16 protein-coding genes are annotated in these 16,639 nt (G+C 33.3%); 4 read left to right on the top strand and 12 right to left on the bottom strand.

Going from position 1 to position 16,639, the window contains the following annotated elements:
* Positions 1–87 precede the first annotated feature (87 nt).
* The 4 genes from rsgA to X929_RS09625 all read left to right on the top strand — a co-directional run bounded on the left by rsgA (position 88) and on the right by X929_RS09625 (position 1,761).
* Positions 88–543 (top strand): GTPase RsgA, encoded by a 456-nt coding sequence (gene rsgA, locus X929_RS07635; protein WP_103067429.1) that lies wholly within the window; start codon positions 88–90, stop codon positions 541–543.
* A gap of 37 nt (positions 544–580) precedes the next feature.
* Positions 581–1,279: a PIG-L deacetylase family protein gene (locus tag X929_RS07630; RefSeq protein WP_169925004.1), complete on the top strand. Its 699-nt coding sequence runs from the start codon at positions 581–583 to the stop codon at positions 1,277–1,279.
* A gap of 118 nt (positions 1,280–1,397) precedes the next feature.
* Positions 1,398–1,628: a transposase family protein gene (locus tag X929_RS07625; protein WP_158245237.1), complete on the top strand. Its 231-nt coding sequence runs from the start codon at positions 1,398–1,400 to the stop codon at positions 1,626–1,628.
* Entirely contained in the window at positions 1,618–1,761 is a 144-nt protein-coding gene (locus X929_RS09625; RefSeq protein ID WP_158245236.1) for a hypothetical protein, read from the top strand. The genes X929_RS07625 and X929_RS09625 overlap by 11 nt, the downstream gene beginning before the upstream one ends.
* Positions 1,762–2,590: 829 nt before the next feature.
* On the opposite strand, the gene X929_RS07620 is transcribed toward X929_RS09625, so the two are convergent.
* The 12 genes from X929_RS07620 to X929_RS07565 form a co-directional block, all read right to left on the bottom strand.
* Complete coding sequence (locus tag X929_RS07620; RefSeq protein WP_103067427.1) at positions 2,591–3,511, bottom strand: tyrosine-type recombinase/integrase; 921 nt, start codon at positions 3,509–3,511, stop codon at positions 2,591–2,593.
* Positions 3,512–3,540: 29 nt separating this feature from the next.
* On the bottom strand, positions 3,541–5,322 hold the full coding sequence (locus X929_RS07615) for a phosphohexomutase domain-containing protein (RefSeq protein WP_169925009.1): 1,782 nt from the start codon (positions 5,320–5,322) through the stop codon (positions 3,541–3,543).
* A gap of 242 nt (positions 5,323–5,564) precedes the next feature.
* Positions 5,565–6,254: an L-serine ammonia-lyase, iron-sulfur-dependent subunit beta gene (gene sdaAB, locus X929_RS07610; protein WP_103067425.1), complete on the bottom strand. Its 690-nt coding sequence runs from the start codon at positions 6,252–6,254 to the stop codon at positions 5,565–5,567.
* Between the two features lie 53 nt (positions 6,255–6,307).
* On the bottom strand, positions 6,308–7,183 hold the full coding sequence (gene sdaAA / locus X929_RS07605; protein ID WP_103067424.1) for an L-serine ammonia-lyase, iron-sulfur-dependent, subunit alpha: 876 nt from the start codon (positions 7,181–7,183) through the stop codon (positions 6,308–6,310).
* Between the two features lie 28 nt (positions 7,184–7,211).
* Positions 7,212–8,384, bottom strand: coding sequence for a MalY/PatB family protein (locus tag X929_RS07600; RefSeq protein WP_103067423.1), 1,173 nt, complete (start codon positions 8,382–8,384; stop codon positions 7,212–7,214).
* Positions 8,385–8,386: 2 nt separating this feature from the next.
* Positions 8,387–9,202, bottom strand: a complete 816-nt coding sequence (locus tag X929_RS07595; RefSeq protein WP_103067422.1) for a bifunctional 5,10-methylenetetrahydrofolate dehydrogenase/5,10-methenyltetrahydrofolate cyclohydrolase — start codon at positions 9,200–9,202, stop codon at positions 8,387–8,389.
* Positions 9,203–9,280: 78 nt separating this feature from the next.
* A complete protein-coding gene (locus X929_RS07590; protein ID WP_103067421.1) occupies positions 9,281–10,945 on the bottom strand; it encodes a formate--tetrahydrofolate ligase in 1,665 nt (554 codons plus the stop codon).
* Between the two features lie 19 nt (positions 10,946–10,964).
* Positions 10,965–13,121, bottom strand: coding sequence for a glycogen debranching protein GlgX (gene glgX / locus X929_RS07585; RefSeq protein ID WP_103067420.1), 2,157 nt, complete (start codon positions 13,119–13,121; stop codon positions 10,965–10,967).
* Between the two features lie 38 nt (positions 13,122–13,159).
* Complete coding sequence (locus tag X929_RS07580) at positions 13,160–13,921, bottom strand: ABC transporter ATP-binding protein (RefSeq protein WP_103067419.1); 762 nt, start codon at positions 13,919–13,921, stop codon at positions 13,160–13,162.
* Positions 13,918–14,961 (bottom strand): FecCD family ABC transporter permease, encoded by a 1,044-nt coding sequence (locus X929_RS07575; protein WP_103067418.1) that lies wholly within the window; start codon positions 14,959–14,961, stop codon positions 13,918–13,920. Before X929_RS07575 ends, X929_RS07580 begins: the two co-directional genes overlap by 4 nt.
* A 32-nt stretch (positions 14,962–14,993) precedes the next feature.
* Positions 14,994–15,998 carry an ABC transporter substrate-binding protein gene (locus X929_RS07570; protein WP_103067417.1) on the bottom strand — a complete coding sequence of 335 codons (1,005 nt, stop codon included), beginning with the start codon at positions 15,996–15,998 and terminating at the stop codon, positions 14,994–14,996.
* Positions 15,995–16,612 (bottom strand): nucleotidyltransferase family protein, encoded by a 618-nt coding sequence (locus X929_RS07565; protein ID WP_103067416.1) that lies wholly within the window; start codon positions 16,610–16,612, stop codon positions 15,995–15,997. The genes X929_RS07570 and X929_RS07565 overlap by 4 nt, the downstream gene beginning before the upstream one ends.
* Positions 16,613–16,639: the final 27 nt, after the last annotated feature.

Genomic DNA, 16,639 nt, shown 5'->3' with positions numbered 1-16,639 from the left:
AAACACCGATAAATAAAGGAAAAGAAAGGCATGTAGTGACACTTTTGGAAAACAGAGAAAGCAAAAAACGCTTTTTTGCAATTATTCATGCCTGTTTTAGAATTCTTACATTTTTGTAACTGTCAAACTCAGGAGATATTCAAAACAAGAGAAATTAGTAAAAAAACTCAAAGAGGCAAACATACTACAACCTTCAGAAAACTTATTTATCTCGGAGAAGGATTAGGATGTATAATAGATACCCCTGGCTTAAGTTCGGTTTCTTTATGGAGTAGTTACAATTCAAACAGCGCTTTTTCAGACATCGAAGAATTGAGTTTACATTGCAAATTTAGGAATTGCACCCACACAGTTGAAAAAGGATGTGCTGTATTAAAAGGGGTAAAAGACGGAATAATAAGTGAGGATAGATATAAAAATTTCATTAAGTTAAAACGAGAAGAGAATTTTATGAAAAGTAAGATAGACTTCATCATCAATAAGAAAAGAAATAAAGAAATAGAAGAGCGAGAAAAAATGAAAAAGAGCAAAAGGAGAAAATAAAAATTTATTCAAGCAGAGGAAAGGAGGTGACATATTTTTGATAAACATTCTTATCTTTTCTCCCCATCCGGACGATGCAGAAATTTCCATCGGTGGTTTTATTTTACTTCATGCTAATGAATATAAAATTAAAATCATCAATTTGAGTGCTGGGGAGCATTCAAGTAACGGCGATAAAATTGAAAGACTTAAAGAATCTAAATTTGTGGAAAATAGGTATAAAAATATTAGTACAAAATGTCTATTTTTTGAAGATGCTAATATTCAACATACCGTTATTGATCAACAAAAGAGAATTATTCGGATTATACGAGAGTATACTACGGGCGTTATTTTAACTTCTCATTATACTGATGAACATCCTGACCATTTGGAGTCTTATTTGTTAGTAAAAAATGCGATATATAAGGCTGGATTAAACATATATCCTGAGCTGGGCGAACAGCATACGTGTAAACATCTCTTTTTTTATTCTCAAAACTTGTATAATGGAAAGGGATCAATGTTTATAGATATATCTTCAGTAATTGAAGAGAAATTGAATATTTTGTCTAAATATAGAAGTCAACTTATTCAAGATAATTCTCGCGTTAAGACATATTCCAACACTCGAATTTTTCAAAAAGTTCTTGCTAAAGATAAATATTGTGGATCATTAATAAATACTGATTACGCAGAAGAAATAATTTCCTATAAAAAAATTACCATAAAAAATATATTTGATATTGTTTTCTAATCTAAACAAGCTTTTATTTGCACTTACTAAACGAAAAGTGGTTCTTTCCATCAACGATTGACTTGATTAGCCTCTGGTAATATAATTGATGAAAATCACTTAAAAGAGGATGAGGGGAATGGAAGAAATAGTTAAGTTGTTGGATGAGAACTTAGAATACGTTAAACATGAGGTATCAGGAGATAGAATAACGATTTGGGTGAAATCAACTAAAAAAGAAGTAACCTGTCCGTATTGTGGGAAGCCATCCAAAAAAGTACATTCAAGGTATGAAAGAAGCTTTCAAGATTTACCGATACAAGGTAAAAAAAACAACGATAGTTGTAATAAGAAGAAAGATGTTCTGTGAAAACAAAGAGTGTAAGAAAAAGACGTTTGCTGAACCTCTTGACTTTGTGGAGCCAAAATTCAAAAGAACGAAAAGGTTGGAAAGAGATATGCAAGCGGTTAGAAATGCTATCATATATGAATACAACAATTGACTAGCAGAAGGTTCTGTGAATGAAGTAAAAGTTATCAAAAGGATAATGTATGGAAGAAACAAATTTGAGATGTTGAGACAGAAAGATCTTTTTCTTGAGGATAATGGGTAGGGTTCAACAATCAGTGGAAAGAACCAGTATGTTAGTTAGTGTAGCTTTGTGAATATATACAAAATGATATAAATATACAATGTATATAAAATGTATTCCTGGATAAAGAGGAAAAATTAAATTTTCATCTTAAATGAAGGTAAAATTTTTTATCTAACACGTCCTAAAGAAAAGGGTCTTCGTAAAACGCTTAATTTTAAGAATTAAATTTAATATATTAGTTTTCATATTTATTTAAAATTTCAAAGGCTCTCAGGCCTTTTTACAAAGAGGTAATGTGTAATTAGCATAGATAAAGGTTTTTAGAGGTTTAAATTAGTAACTTTAGATTGTTTAATTCACTATGTCGGAAAACTTAGGTTTTCCGACAGAAATTATTCTTCTAATTTCTAATAAATCATCTGCTTTTCATTTGTCATATGATAAATTTGAAACGTTAGTTCATTTTTGATTTATTTTATTATTAATCAATACTTATAGTTCAATATACAATATAAATATTAATTTATATTACAAAAAGGATATATATTTAAAAATATTTATATTTAAATGATATAATTGTTTTTAAAATAAATATATCTTACATTCTTAAGTATATCTATACATCATAAAAAATAATATATAATAAACAATAAAAAATAATTTTTTTCTTTAAATTTTATTAAAAAGTTCCCCATCTTTGCGGGGAACTTTTTAAGAGATAGTATAAGTTTCAATTTTATATTTGATCTAACACTGAACTATGGCTATCAGATCTAACGTATATCCCGGTAGTTGAGATGGTTGTATGTCCAAGTATGTATCGAACTTCTTCCAAATTTTTCCCTGAATTCAATAGCCTTTTGGCACAAGTATGTCTTAGAGCATGAGGTGTTGCGTTAATATAATTTATATTGTTATAGCCTTTTGCCCTTAATTGATCTATCTTTTTGTTGGCTTTTACAACGTAATCTTTGAATCTTCTTTCCATAGTTCTAGAAGTTATGGGGACATCGTTGTCATTTGAAAAGATATACTTCTTACCTTGAACCCCGTTCGGGGTGCTTTCTTCCGCAAAGGTAACTAACTGTTCTGCGTATTGTTTTGAAATCTTTAGATATCTTACTCTGTTCCCTTTCCCATTTATAACAAGTTCGGCATGGTCATCATAAAAAATAATCTGTTCTTTTTCTAACGATAAGGCTTCTGAAATTCTTAAACCTGTTTTTAACAGCAATGAATAGAAAGTTTTGTCAAATTTATCTTCAATAATGGAGAAAAAAACTTTTATTTGATTTTCTGTCAAACCTTTAGGAATATCACTCGGGATCTTTGCATTTGCATCTTTCCAATATTTTTTACCAGATATTTCATCATTTTCGTATAGATAGTTTAAAAAAGATTTTATAACAACTATCCTAAGTTTTATCGTTCTTTGAGATAGATTTGAGATCTCTTCAAGATATTTAAGAAAGCAGCCTCGAGTAAAACCATACTTTTGAACGAACTTTTTATACCCGTTCAATATTTTTTTATATTCATATATGGTAGAATCTGCCCTTCGCTTGACAAATTTTAGATAGGATAAAAATTCTGAGATATATCCTTCGATTTTGTCTTTACCTTTTATAGAGTCTGATGTATTATCTATATCCATCATAGTTTTTTCCCCCAATAAGGTGTGAAACGCTAAACAACGTGTTCTATGATACTATCAACGGTATTTTTAATTAAAGTGAGCTTTGCTTTTGATTTTTCTTCTTCTTTATCGTTTGAATATATGTATATTTTAAGTTTTGGTTCCGTTCCAGAAGGCCTAATTGCATACCATGAACCATCGCTAAACCAGAATCTTAAAACGTTAGAAGAAGGTATATCTGTTATATTGTTAATTTCTCCTGTTGTTAAATTGTATAGCTTTCTTTTCAAATAATCAGCGTATTGTTCAAGTTTGAGATCCCCAATTTCTTTGGGGAAGTTGTTTCTAAATTTCTCCATTATTCTCTTTATTCTTTCTTGGCCTTCAACCCCTTCTAAAACAAGGGAATAATTATTTTCTAATTCGTAACCAAACTCCTGATAAATATCTTCTAATACGTCAATTAAAGTCTTATTTTTTTTAGAGTAGTATCCTGTCATCTCTGATATAAGCATCGAGGCAATAATACCATCTTTATCTCTCACAAAGGTGCCGTATATATAACCGATACTTTCTTCAAAGCCAAAGAGGAATTTTTTCTTTCCTTCTTTTTCTAATTCGTTTTCTTTCCCACAAATATTTTTAAATCCCGTGAGTGTTTCAATAACAGTAACGTTATGTTTTTTTGCAATTCTTTTTGTAAGATCTCCTGTAACTATCGATTTTATGATAACAGAATTATCTTCTAAACTTCCTTTTTCTCTCTTGCTTTCCAGTATGTAATTAACCAAAAGGGTTCCAACTTGGTTACCGTTTAACATCTTGTAATTGTTGTCATCTAAAATTTCTAAAGCGGTTCTATCTCCATCAGGATCATTTGCCAAAAGTAATAAGGCATTTTTTTCATAACCTAATTTCTTTGCCTCTTCAAAAGCTACCTCGTATTCTGGATTAGGATTGGCTACACTTTTGAAGTCTGGATCAGGTAGTTCTTGTTCTTTAACTATGAATACATTTTTAAAACCTCTATCTTTTAGTACTCTTTTAACAAAATAGTTAGCTGTTCCATTCAAAGGGGTGTAAACTATTTTTATATTTTTGTCTACATCTTCATCTCTTAACGCCAATCTTTCAACTCTTTGAATGTATTCTTCGTCAACTTCTTTTGAAATATATTGAAGTAAATTCTTGTTAAGTGCTTCTTCTTCGCTTATTTTTTTGATTTTACTAAAATCGTATCCAATATTTTCAATCTTTTCAACTATTCCATTGGCAACATCATCTAATATTTGAGATCCTTGTTCCCAATACACTTTATAACCATTGTAATCTTTCGGATTGTGACTAGCGGTAACGACTATTCCAGCGGCAGTTTTTAAATATCTCACAGCAAAGGATAAAACGGGCGTGGGCCGAATATAATCAAATAAATAAGCTTTAACGCCATTAGCTGCAAGGATTAATGCTGATTCTTTTGCGAATTCCTTGGAAAAGTGCCTTACATCGTAGGCTATTACTACACCCATCTTCATCCTTTCTTCACCGAAATCAGTTATATAATCGGCAAGGGCTTGAGATGCTCTGCCTACAATGTATATGTTCATCATATTAGTACCTATACCCAATTTTCCTCTCAATCCAGCTGTGCCAAATTCGAGATCCTTGTAGAATCTTTCTTTTATCTCTTCTGGATTGTTTTCAATACTTTTTAACTCTTCTTTTGCTTTTTCATCAATATATGGATTATTTAACCAATCGTAGTAGATTTTTTTGTAGTCTCTCAAAGTTAGTTGCCTCCTTAGTTTTGTGCTTTTTACTGTTTTTGGAAACATTAAAACTTTATACACAGCGCCCCTTCGCTCCGGGGCCCGCCCATCTAAGGAATGAACCTGCGGTCCCTTTACCTAGCAGGGTGGGGGAGGGCTCCGCCCTGTGACCCTTTTAAAATCAAAATCTTGTTTTTGAAAATCTTTTTATTTCTAAAGAGTCTATGTGTTTAGTGTCTTTAGAAACTTTGAAACCATGATTTTAACGAACTTTTTATAACCTTCAATATTAAACATTTAAATTCTATTTAATCATTGCTTTTACCTATTTTTGAAATGGGTACATAAATATATTTGCTAAATAAAAATGACTTCCCGTTTTTTATAGCTTCAAAGAGATCAGAATCTAGACTTTCATTTAGTTCTACGACAAGAAGTACCTCATCGTCTTCTTTAATAGTTAGCATTAAATGAATATTATGCCCTTTAGCATATAAAGCATTGGAAATATAAGCAATCATTCCTTTTTGCTCTTTGTATCTAAAAAGTAGCGTAGGGTTTTCTCCGGTAAAGGTCACAGAGGTACCATTAATGTTAGTAATTTCAATATTTGCGCCACCAATAGAAGAGCCAATAACATAAAAGCAGCTTCCATCAGGATAATTAAATTCAATTTTTACCGTATTAGAATGGACATCCTCTAATTCAATAGGAATAAAATTATAAGTAATTCCTGCTTTTTTGGCATGTAAAATAGAGTTCTTAATGCGTTCATCACTAGGTTCAAACCCCAGGATTCCTCCGATAAGGGCTTTATCGGTTCCATGGCCTTTATAAGTAGCTGCAAAAGAACCATGAAGAAAAAAATTTACGTGATTATAACCTATTCCTGCTATACGTCTTGCTACTAGGGCGATTCTAGCAGCACCAGCAGTATGAGAACTAGAAGGACCAATCATAACGGGACCGATTACGTCGAAAATACCTAAGTTTTTCATATAATATCCCTTTCTTTATCTTTCTGATATTATTGCAATAAAAGTAACAAAGTTTAACCATTCTTAAGCAGAGAGTTTTTTATAGCACAACCTTTTGGAGTGCCTGCTATACCACCAAGCCCTGTTTCTCTTAAGTTTTCCGGAAGAGCTTTTCCTACTTTGTACATTGCTTTTACCACTTCATCAAAAGGTATCAAAGATTTTACCCCCGCAAGAGCTAGATCTGCAGCAGACAGGGCATTTATAGCACCTGAAGCATTTCTCAGAATACAGGGGAATTCTACTAAACCAGCAACGGGATCACAAATCAGCCCCATTATATTAATCAGTGCAATAGAGGCTGCATGAAAGATTTGTTCATTGTTTCCTCCTGAAGCAAACACTGCAGCTCCCGCAGCCATAGCTGCAGCTGAACCACACTCTACTTGACATCCCCCTTCAGCACCGGAAAAAGTTGCATTTTGCCCGATAACTTGTCCAATCCCCGCAGCTACAAGTAGGGCATTGATCAAATCCTCTTCATTCAAATTTAAACTTTCCTCAAGAGTCATCAAGACTGCTGGCAGTATGCCAGAAGAGCCCGCAGTAGGAGTTGCTACAATTTTTCCCATAGAGGCATTGACTTCTGCGGTAGAAAGGGCCATAGCCATTGCTTTATTAGGAATGACCCCTAAAAGGGTCTTAGCATTCTTTTGATATTCGTTAACCCGCTGGGCATCTCCTCCCATCATTCCTGATAAAGTAGGTACCTTTTTATTCAAGGTACCTTGAGAGGATTGCTTCATGACGGATAAAATTTCTTTCATTTGTGAAAGAATCATTTCAGGAGCTGAACCAGATGATTTGGATTCTTCTTCTATAACTACTTGATAAATTGTCTTTTCTTGTCTTTCACAAAGTTCCAATAGTTGCTTTGCACTGTGATACATCAAATCCTCCCTCTTACTTTTTCTACTTTTATAAATCTTTAAAAGCATCATAAATACTGTTGCATGCTTTTTGTAAAATAGATATAGGGCATCCAATATTCATTCTAAAAAAGCCGTTACCTTCTTCTCCAAAGATGCTGCCTTCTTCCAAACCAACTTTCGCGTTGTTTACAAGTATTTCTTTGACCTTTTGTTCATCCCCATATGCCCGAAAATCTAGCCACATTAAATATGTTCCTTCGGGTTTTTGCAATTTTACATTAGGTAGTTTTTTATTGAAAAAATCGTATACGTAATCTATATTGCCTTTCAAGTAATTAAGTAAATCATCAAGCCAGTTTTTACCTTGTTCGTAAGCAACTTTAGCTGCAACCATTCCAAAAATATTTAAAGATTCGCTTGCAAGACTTTCGATCACATTTTTGTATTCCGTTCTTAAACGCTCATTAGGAATAACAACGAATGACGCCTTTAATCCGGCTAAATTAAAGGTTTTACTTGGAGCGTAAAAAGTTAAAGATGTGTCTTTTATATCTTCCGAGATCGAAAATATGGGGATATGTTTATTAGGAGAAAATACCAGATCTGAATGTATTTCGTCCGATAACAAGATGACATTATATTTAATACATAATTGGACTAGCTTTTCTAATTCTTCACGTTTCCATACCCTTCCAACTGGGTTGTGCGGATTACATAAGATGAATAATTTTGTTCTCTTGAGTGAGAATTTCTTTTCTAAATCATCAAAGTCCATTCTATAACTTTTGTTTTCAAATTTCAGAGAATTTTTTAATATCATCCGTCCATTGGAATTGATGATGTTATAAAAAGGATAGTAAACAGGGGTTTGAATTACAACGTTATCTCCTGGTTTGGAGTAGGCAAGTATGGCAATTTTTAAGGCATCAACAACACCGTCAGTTGTTACTATCCACTCTTTTTTTATCTTGCAACCATGCTTAATCTCTATCCAATTTATAAAAGGATAGAAGTAATCATCATCTAACATTGGATAACCAAATATTCCGTGTTCTGCTCGTTTTTTTAATACTTCAATCACTTCAGGTGGAGATTTAAAATCCATATCGGCAACCCACATTGGGATAATGTCATCTCTACCATAAAGTTTTTTAATGGCTTTCCATTTTGCGGATTCTGTATTCCTTCTATCAACGATTTCATCAAAATCGTACTTCAAGATTATAGATCTCCTTTTTTATTGATAGCTGCTCTAAAAACATTTCTCATAAGAATAGCTGTGGTAACACTTCCAACTCCACCGGGTACAGGTGTTAATTGGCAAATTTCTGAGACGCCCTTATCAACATCACCTACTATCATACCATCAACTACGTTAATCCCTACATCGATTACAATCATTCCATTTCTTACAAAAGTTCTATCAACGAAATTAGCCTTACCTATTGCTGCAACCAAAATATCTGCACTTTTTGCTATCTCTTTTAAATTCTTAGTTTTTGTATGTGTGACGGTGACTGTTGCATCTCTTCCGTGTCTTTGGAGCATTAGAGCAGCAGGTTTTCCTACCGTAGTACTTCTCCCGAGTATAACAATATTCTTCCCTTTAACGTCAGTTGTATCTTCTATTATTTTCACTACAGCGTCAGCAGTACAAGGTACAAATAATTCTTTTTCGTAGAACATTGAACCGATGTTGTATAAACTTACCCCTTCCACATCTTTTTCAGGATTGATATATTGTGCTATATCTAATTCAGTGAATCCCTTCTTTAAAGGCCTTGCAACAAAGATAGCATCTGTACTATCGTCTTCGTTATATTTTCTTAGATCGTCAATCAAATCACTGCTTTCTATGATTTCTAAATTGATTCCATATTTTTTTGCATTTCTTTTTTGCGAATTGAGATAGGATTTAGTAGATTCATCAGGTTCAACAACTAAACTTACTAGCTTAGGTTCATAGGAAAGTTTTTCTTTGAGTGACGATATTTCTGTTTTTATTTTATCAATAATATTTTTTACTTCGATTAACATAATGTGATACCCCCTAAAAGTGATAGCTAGATCTTATTGTTTTCAATGAAGCAAATAAATCTCTTACTGTTTGAATACTCATGACAACCCGGAGATGTTTCCTTCTTTGTCTATGTCCATGTTGACTGCATTGGGAACCTTTGAAAGACCTGGCATTCTCAATATATCTCCTGCCAATGCAACGATGAAACCAGCACCTGCTGAAAGTTCAAAATCTCTTATTGTAAAAGTATAATCCTTTGGGAATCCAAGTTTTTTGGGGTCGTCGGATATGGAATACTGGGTTTTTGCAACAATTACAGGGAGATTCTCGTATCCGTATTTTTTTAAAAATTTTATAGATGATAATGCCTGGGAAGAGTATTCAACCTCGGCTGCACGATAAATATTTTTTGCTAACTTATCTATTTTAACTTCTAAAGGATCTTCAAAGTCGTAAATACTTTTCAATTCGGAACTTTGTTCACTAACTTTTACTACTTTTTCAGCTAAATCTATGGCACCGTCCGAGCCTTTCTCAAATCCTTCATTGACACTAACTTCTACGCCTAATTTATTGCAATAATCTTTTACCATATTGATCTCGTCATCCGTATCTGAGTAAAATTTATTTAAAGAGACAACAACAGGGATATTGTATTTTTTAAGGTTTTCAACATGAACCTGTAAGTTAGGTAACCCTTTTTCTAAACTTTCAAGGTTTGGTGTATTCAAATCTTTTAGGTTTTGGCCTCCATGGTATTTTAAAGCTCTTATTGTGGCTACCAATACAGTTACAGATGGTTTCAGACCAAAAGTGGGAGCAACAAAATCGTAGAATTTTTCTCCTCCTAAATCAGAACCAAAACCTGTTTCTGTTACAACAAAATCAGAAAGTTTCAAAGCAAGTTTAGTTGCTAAGATAGAATTGGTTCCGTGGGCTATATTTGCAAAAGGTCCACCATGAACGAAAGCAGGTGTATTTTCTATTGTTTGAACTAAGTTAGGATTTATCGCATCTTTTAACAGTACAGAAAGAGCCCCTGCGATTTCTAAATCTTTTACAGTTACAGGTTCTCTATTTTTATTTCTTGCAACTACTATATTTGATAATTTTTTCTTTAAATCTTCTAAATTTTCTGTCAAACATAATATTGCCATTATTTCTGAAGCAGCTGTGATGATAAAGCCGTCTTCTCTAGGATAACCGTTTTTCTTTCCACCCAAGGCCACTATTATTTGCCTTAATGCTCTATCGTTCATATCCATAGTTCGAGGCCAAGAAACTTCAGCTGAATCTATGTCACATTTATCGTACTTTATGTAATCATCTAAAACTGCAGATACTAGGTTATGGGTTGAGGAAACGGCATGAATGTCTCCTGTGAAATGTAAGTTTATGTCTTCCATAGGAAGGACTTGAGAGTAGCCACCTCCTGCTGCGCCCCCTTTTATACCCATTACTGGACCCAAAGAAGGTTCTCTTAGCGTAACTATTGACCTTTTGTGGATTTTGTTTAAAGCCATGGATAGTGAGATACTTGTTGTAGTTTTTCCTTCACCAGCAGGGGTTGGAGTAATAGCGGTGACCATTACTAAATTACCATCATTTTTGAAGTCAAGCTCGTTCAAATATTTGTGGGAAACTTTAGCGATGTTTTTTCCGTAAAGATTGTAGTACTCCTCTGGGATATCCAGTTCGTTGGCAATTAAATCAATTTTTTTTAGCTTTGCAGATCTAGCAATTTCGATATCAGTGAGCATTGTAAAACTCCTCCTTTTGTTATTTTGAAATTAAAACTATTGAGCTTCTTGAATGTACAATATAGTGATTGTCTTTGACTATAGAAGGTTCTAAGAGGAAATCGTTGGGTGATTCTTCAGATGTATCTACTACCCTATACCATTTTTTCCCATTTTGTAATTTTGGAATTTCAAATTGTAAATCCTTTATAAAAGAATTTAAAGCTATGTATATATCATTATCGTTTTCTTTGCATCCTTGAATATAATCTTCCCCACTTATCATAAATGCGAGACTATGAGAATGGTATCCAAAATCTGGTTTAAAGGGCTTAACACCATGCCAGGTTATATCGGCTATTCCATCACCATTGAGATCTCTACCAGTGAAAAATCGGTCTCTTCTTAAAGCACAGTGACTTTTCCTGAAATTGATCATATTTTTTGTGAAATTAAAAATGTCGTTGAATTTTACTTTTCTGCTCCAATCCACCCATGAAATGTAATTATCTTGGCAGTAAGCGTTGTTGTTACCAAATTGAGTTCTACAGAATTCGTCACCCATTAAAATCATAGGTAACCCTTGTGATACCATTAATATAGTTATGAAATTTTTAATTTGTTGTTTTCTGAGTTTTATTATATTTTCGTCGTTAGTCTCTCCTTCAACCCCGTAATTGAAACTATAATTGGCGTCAGTTCCATCACGATTATTTTCTCCGTTAGCTTCATTGTGCTTAGTGTTGTAAGAAACTAAATCCCACATGGTAAATCCATCGTGTGAAGTAATAAAATTGACACTATGGTAAGGCTTTCTGCCTCTCTTTTCAAAAAGATCCGGGCTTCCAGCTATCCTGGTTGCTAAATCTGAAACTACACCATTATCGCCTTTAACAAATCTTCTCACAGTGTCTCTGAACTTTCCATTCCATTCTGCCCATCCAGTGGGAAAATCACCAACGTAGTATCCTCCAGCGGCATCCCAACCTTCTGCTATGAGTTTGGTTCCAGCCAAAATAGGGTCATCAGCAATGTCTTTTAATAGAGACAAATCGCCAATCCAATTTCCTTTTGAATCTCTTCCTAAAATAGAAGCTAGATCGAATCTAAAACCATCTACATGCATCTCGGAAACCCAATACCTCAAACTATCCAAAATCATTTGTTTTACAACATAATGACTAGAATTAATAGTATTTCCAGTTCCTGAAAAATTTTCATAATATCTTGGATTACGATTGTTCAAAAGATAATAAACAGAGTTTTCTAATCCTCTAAAATTGAGAGTTGGTCCTAACTCATTTCCTTCAGCAGTATGATTAAATACAACGTCTAATATTACTTCTATTCCATTTTTGTGTAATTCAAAAACTAAATCCTGAAATTGAATTATTTCTTCACCAATTTTTACACCATATCTGTAATTACTTGTCACTGAAAAAAAGTTTACAGGATTGTAACCCCAAACGTTTTTTAACTGTTCACCAGTTATTGGGTTAAGGTTGGGATTATCGTTCAAAGGGAACGCAAAGATAGGCATGAGTTCAACAGCGTTTACTCCTAAACCTTTTAAATAATTTATTTTTTCAGCGATTCCCTTATAAGTTCCTCGATGTTCAACATTAGAATTTGGATTTATTGTGTAAAGTCTGACATGAAGTTCATAAATAATCATATCGTTTAGTGGATGACGTGGATTTTCATCATTTTTCCAGTTATAGCCACGACTATCCCAAATAAAAGATTTCACTTGAGACTTTGCAGAATCCAAAGTAGAAAAACTTAGGTCTTTTTTAGGATCATTTTTGTCATAACCGAAAATGGATTCTTCCGAAAAATCTAAACTTCCTCCAATTACTTTAGCATACGGATCTAAGAGTAATTTGTTTTTGTTGAATCTAAACCCTTCCTCTGGATTGTAAGGTCCATCAATACGCCAACCATAGGACATACCTGCTCTTGCTTGTTCAACAAAAACGTGCCAAATATTGCCTGTTCTATTTTCTTTTTTATCGAGAACATATTTAAAAGCTGGTTCTTCATCATAGTAATTTTCATATATCTCTAAAGTAACTGATGTTCCGTTTCTCGTGAAAACACCAAAATTAACTCCTCCTCTATCTATAGACGTACCTAAGACTGGAAATCCCTTGCTTACTTTAAATTGTGCTTTTTCCTTTATTTTCGTTTCTTCCATAATTTCACCTTCTAAAGTTATAGACTCTTAATATTTTATTAGTTTATGTATATTATACTAACGTCTTCCACCTTGTTCATTGAAACTGGTACGTCGTAGAGGATTTGTAAATTTTGTGAGTTCATTACTTCAGTTTTATCGCCACTACATATTATTTCACCATTTTTTACCATTATTATTCTATCACAGAATCTTAAAGCAAGATTAGGATCATGAAGTGCCGTAATAACTCCTTTTCCGTTTTCACTCAATTTTTTCAATTCTTCCATTAATAGATGTTGATTCTTAAAATCCAAATGAGAAGTAGGTTCATCCATGATCAGGTAATCTGTATTTTGCATCAAAGCTCTTGCAATTAGCACCAATTGTTTCTCTCCGCCGCTCAATTGGTTATAATTTTTTTCAGCAAGATGTTGAATATTAAAAAATTCTAACTTTGTATATGCTTCCTTATAATCTTTTGTTGTGGGCATCCTTCCAAAAGAAAGATAGGGAGTGATTCCCATGGCTACTATATCTATCACAAGGTATGAAAATACGGCAGAATGTTCCTGGGGAACTATACTTATGAATTTTGCTATTTCTTTATAACTTAAATCTTTAATATTGTAATTTTCTATGTATATTTCCCCAGTTTTTGGCTTCAATATGCCGTTTAAACATTTTAGTATAGTTGATTTACCTGAACCGTTAGGCCCTAACAAAGCAATTAGTTCACCTTTGTTCAAAGTAAAACTGATATTTTTAATCGTGTCTCCAACAGTGTCGTAAGAAAAAGATATATTATTAACAGATATCATTGATTCCACCCACTTTCTCTTCTTCTTAATAAAAGATAGACAAAAAATGGTGCCCCTATAAATGCGGTAACAATACTTATAGGGATTTCTGCGGGTGTGATTGTTCTGGCGATGTCGTCCATAATTAACAGAAGCACAGAACCCAAGATACACGTTGCAGGAAGCATGTATCTATGGTTTGCACCTATTATATACCTGGCAATATGTGGAGTAATTAACCCAATCCAGCTTATTTGCCCTGCAACAGCCACGGTGGGAGCAACCATAACTGTACTCACAATGATCAATAAAATCCTCATTCTTCGTACATTTATTCCCATGGATAATGCTTCTTCTTCTCCCATAGACATAACGTTCAAATACCATCTTAAAATAAGAAGAATTATTATCCCTGGAAGCATTGTAAATAATGAAATATATACTTCTCTCCAGCCTGCCCTATTGAAACTCCCCATTAGCCAAAAAACAATATTAGGTAATTTTTCGTAAGGGTCTGCTAAGTATTGTACTAAAGAGACACAGGCGTTGAAGAAAGAGGTTACAGCCATTCCTGCCAAAACAAGGACGGTAACCCCTTTTACTTTACTCCAAACAGAAATGAAAAAAGTAAAAAGAACGGCAACTAGCCCTAAAACAAAAGATAATAAGTAAGTACCGATTAAAAAATCTTCACTGATTAAGATAGCTAGGGCTACTCCAAATGCTGATCCCGCTGATACGCCAAGAATTGATGGAGAAGCCAGAGGGTTTCTAAAAACACTTTGATATGTTGCGCCAGTTATAGATAAAACGGAACCAACAAATATTACCAGTATTATTCTAGGTAACCGAATGTGGTAGAAAACTAACCATTCGTTGGTTTTTTGTACCTCATTGCCTAAAACTAAGTTTTTTATCGTTGTAGTAATTTCGGAAAATGATAGGGGGTATCTACCAACAAAAAGTGAAATAATAAATACTAATAATAAAATTAATGTGAGATATAAAAGTATTCTTCTATTTTTTTGAACTGTAGTATGATTTTTAATGTGAAAATGCATATTAATATCTCCATATAAATAAGTTTATAGAATTACTTTTCAATTTTAGATAACAATTCACTGTATGGAACTCCGTATAAAGTATCGTAAAATTCGTCAGCTACTTTATCGAAATCAATATCCGAAAAAAGTTCAGGATGTATTTTTGTTGCTAACCATAACATACCCAAATAAGATGATGGGTTAGGATAATCCCATGGTTCAAGGATGGAGGGGAAGCGATATATTTGTTTGTTTTTAAAAGCCTTAACGTTTTGATATTTTACTTCTTTATACAATTGATCTATATCACCTTGGAATTTTTGGGATGTAACTATAAAATCAGGATTCCAAGCTATTAACTGTTCTGGAGATATCTTTATGAACCCTGCATCGCTTTTTGCCGCTGGATTAATTCCGCCAGCCCACTCTATTATATCCGTTTGCATCATATTTTTTCCCACGGTATCTAATAGTTGAGAATTAGCAAAATAGACAACTTTTTTCTGATCTTCTGGCAAATTTTTAGCCTTTTCTAGTATTTTTAAAATATTATCAAACTGGTCATCTACAGTTTTTGCTCTATCTTCTAATCCTAATACTTCTCCTAATAGTCTATTTGTTTCTCTTATTTCTTCTAAACTTTCGGGATTGATAATAATGGTGGAAATTCCCAGCGTTTCTAATTTGGAAGCGGTGAATTCAGCCTGGTTATGTGGAAATAATATTACTAAATCTGGATTTAAAGAAGCAACAGTTTCAATATTTACTCCTTCTCTTTTTGAACCTACTTCTATTAAAGATTCGACCTCTGGATAGATTAAAGTAAATAATTTTTCTTTTGTTGATGTATTATCCACACCAACAAGCATTTTTTGAGCGTTTAATGCAAATACAAATTGAGTTGCTGGCTTGTAAGTTGTCACGATACGTTCAATTTTAGAAGGTACAGTTACCTCCCTTCCAACCATATCTATAACCGTTATGGTTTCAGACAATAAAACTGATGTGAAAGTTAAAAGAAATAAAATCAAAAAAAAGGATGAGATTCTTTTCATTCACTATCATCTCCTTTTTGTGTTTTTAGATATATATTGTAATCTTCAATTGTATCGATATCGATGATAATGCCTTCATCGTTAACCTCGTGAAGAGATACCCGTTCAGGATGATTACTTAAGAGTGTTCTTAATCCTCCAGGTCCAGATAATTGATAAATATCGGGTATCTGACTTTTATGTACAATCAGTGGGTGACCTCTTCTCCCTTGATAGGTAGGTGCTAATATGATTGTTTTGTTATTTATTGCAAATCTAGTAAGTTCATTGAAGGTTTGAATTTTGATTAAAGGCATGTCTCCAAGTGTGAAGAGTATGAATTCAGAATCTTTGGATAACGAGTTTAAACCACTCCAAACACTTGTTAACATGCCTTTTTTGTAATCGTTATTCTTTACAATTTTCAAACGGTGGTCTTCATACTTCGAAAAAATGGGGCCTATCTTCTCAAAGTTGCCTCCTAAAACGACTATTATTTCGTCATCTATATATTGACATTTCAAAAGTCTAGTAACAACGGTTTCTAAAACAGTTTTGTCTCCCCAAGGCAAAATCTGCTTTGGAGTCTTCATCCTTAGGGACTCTCCAGCCGCTAATACCACCGCTGATATCATTGTAAAACTTCACTTCCTTACCTAAAA

The sequence above is a fragment of the Petrotoga olearia DSM 13574 genome, assembly GCF_002895525.1.
GTDB lineage: Bacteria > Thermotogota > Thermotogae > Petrotogales > Petrotogaceae > Petrotoga > Petrotoga olearia.
Note: the sequence above shows the minus strand (reverse complement) of the source record. Positions and strands in the feature narration are given on the sequence as shown.

Coding starts and splice junctions, on each gene's coding strand:
- X929_RS07575 (WP_103067418.1), bottom strand. CDS start 14,961: ATGCATTTTCACATTAAAAATCATACTACAGTTCAAAAAAATAGAAGA.
- sdaAB (WP_103067425.1), bottom strand. CDS start 6,254: ATGAAAAACTTAGGTATTTTCGACGTAATCGGTCCCGTTATGATTGGT.
- X929_RS07565 (WP_103067416.1), bottom strand. CDS start 16,612: ATGATATCAGCGGTGGTATTAGCGGCTGGAGAGTCCCTAAGGATGAAG.
- sdaAA (WP_103067424.1), bottom strand. CDS start 7,183: ATGTATCACAGTGCAAAGCAACTATTGGAACTTTGTGAAAGACAAGAA.
- X929_RS09625 (WP_158245236.1), top strand. CDS start 1,618: ATGTTCTGTGAAAACAAAGAGTGTAAGAAAAAGACGTTTGCTGAACCT.
- rsgA (WP_103067429.1), top strand. CDS start 88: ATGCCTGTTTTAGAATTCTTACATTTTTGTAACTGTCAAACTCAGGAG.
- X929_RS07615 (WP_169925009.1), bottom strand. CDS start 5,322: ATGTTTCCAAAAACAGTAAAAAGCACAAAACTAAGGAGGCAACTAACT.
- X929_RS07625 (WP_158245237.1), top strand. CDS start 1,398: ATGGAAGAAATAGTTAAGTTGTTGGATGAGAACTTAGAATACGTTAAA.
- glgX (WP_103067420.1), bottom strand. CDS start 13,121: ATGGAAGAAACGAAAATAAAGGAAAAAGCACAATTTAAAGTAAGCAAG.
- X929_RS07580 (WP_103067419.1), bottom strand. CDS start 13,921: ATGATATCTGTTAATAATATATCTTTTTCTTACGACACTGTTGGAGAC.
- X929_RS07595 (WP_103067422.1), bottom strand. CDS start 9,202: ATGTTAATCGAAGTAAAAAATATTATTGATAAAATAAAAACAGAAATA.
- X929_RS07620 (WP_103067427.1), bottom strand. CDS start 3,511: ATGATGGATATAGATAATACATCAGACTCTATAAAAGGTAAAGACAAA.
- X929_RS07590 (WP_103067421.1), bottom strand. CDS start 10,945: ATGCTCACTGATATCGAAATTGCTAGATCTGCAAAGCTAAAAAAAATT.
- X929_RS07570 (WP_103067417.1), bottom strand. CDS start 15,998: ATGAAAAGAATCTCATCCTTTTTTTTGATTTTATTTCTTTTAACTTTC.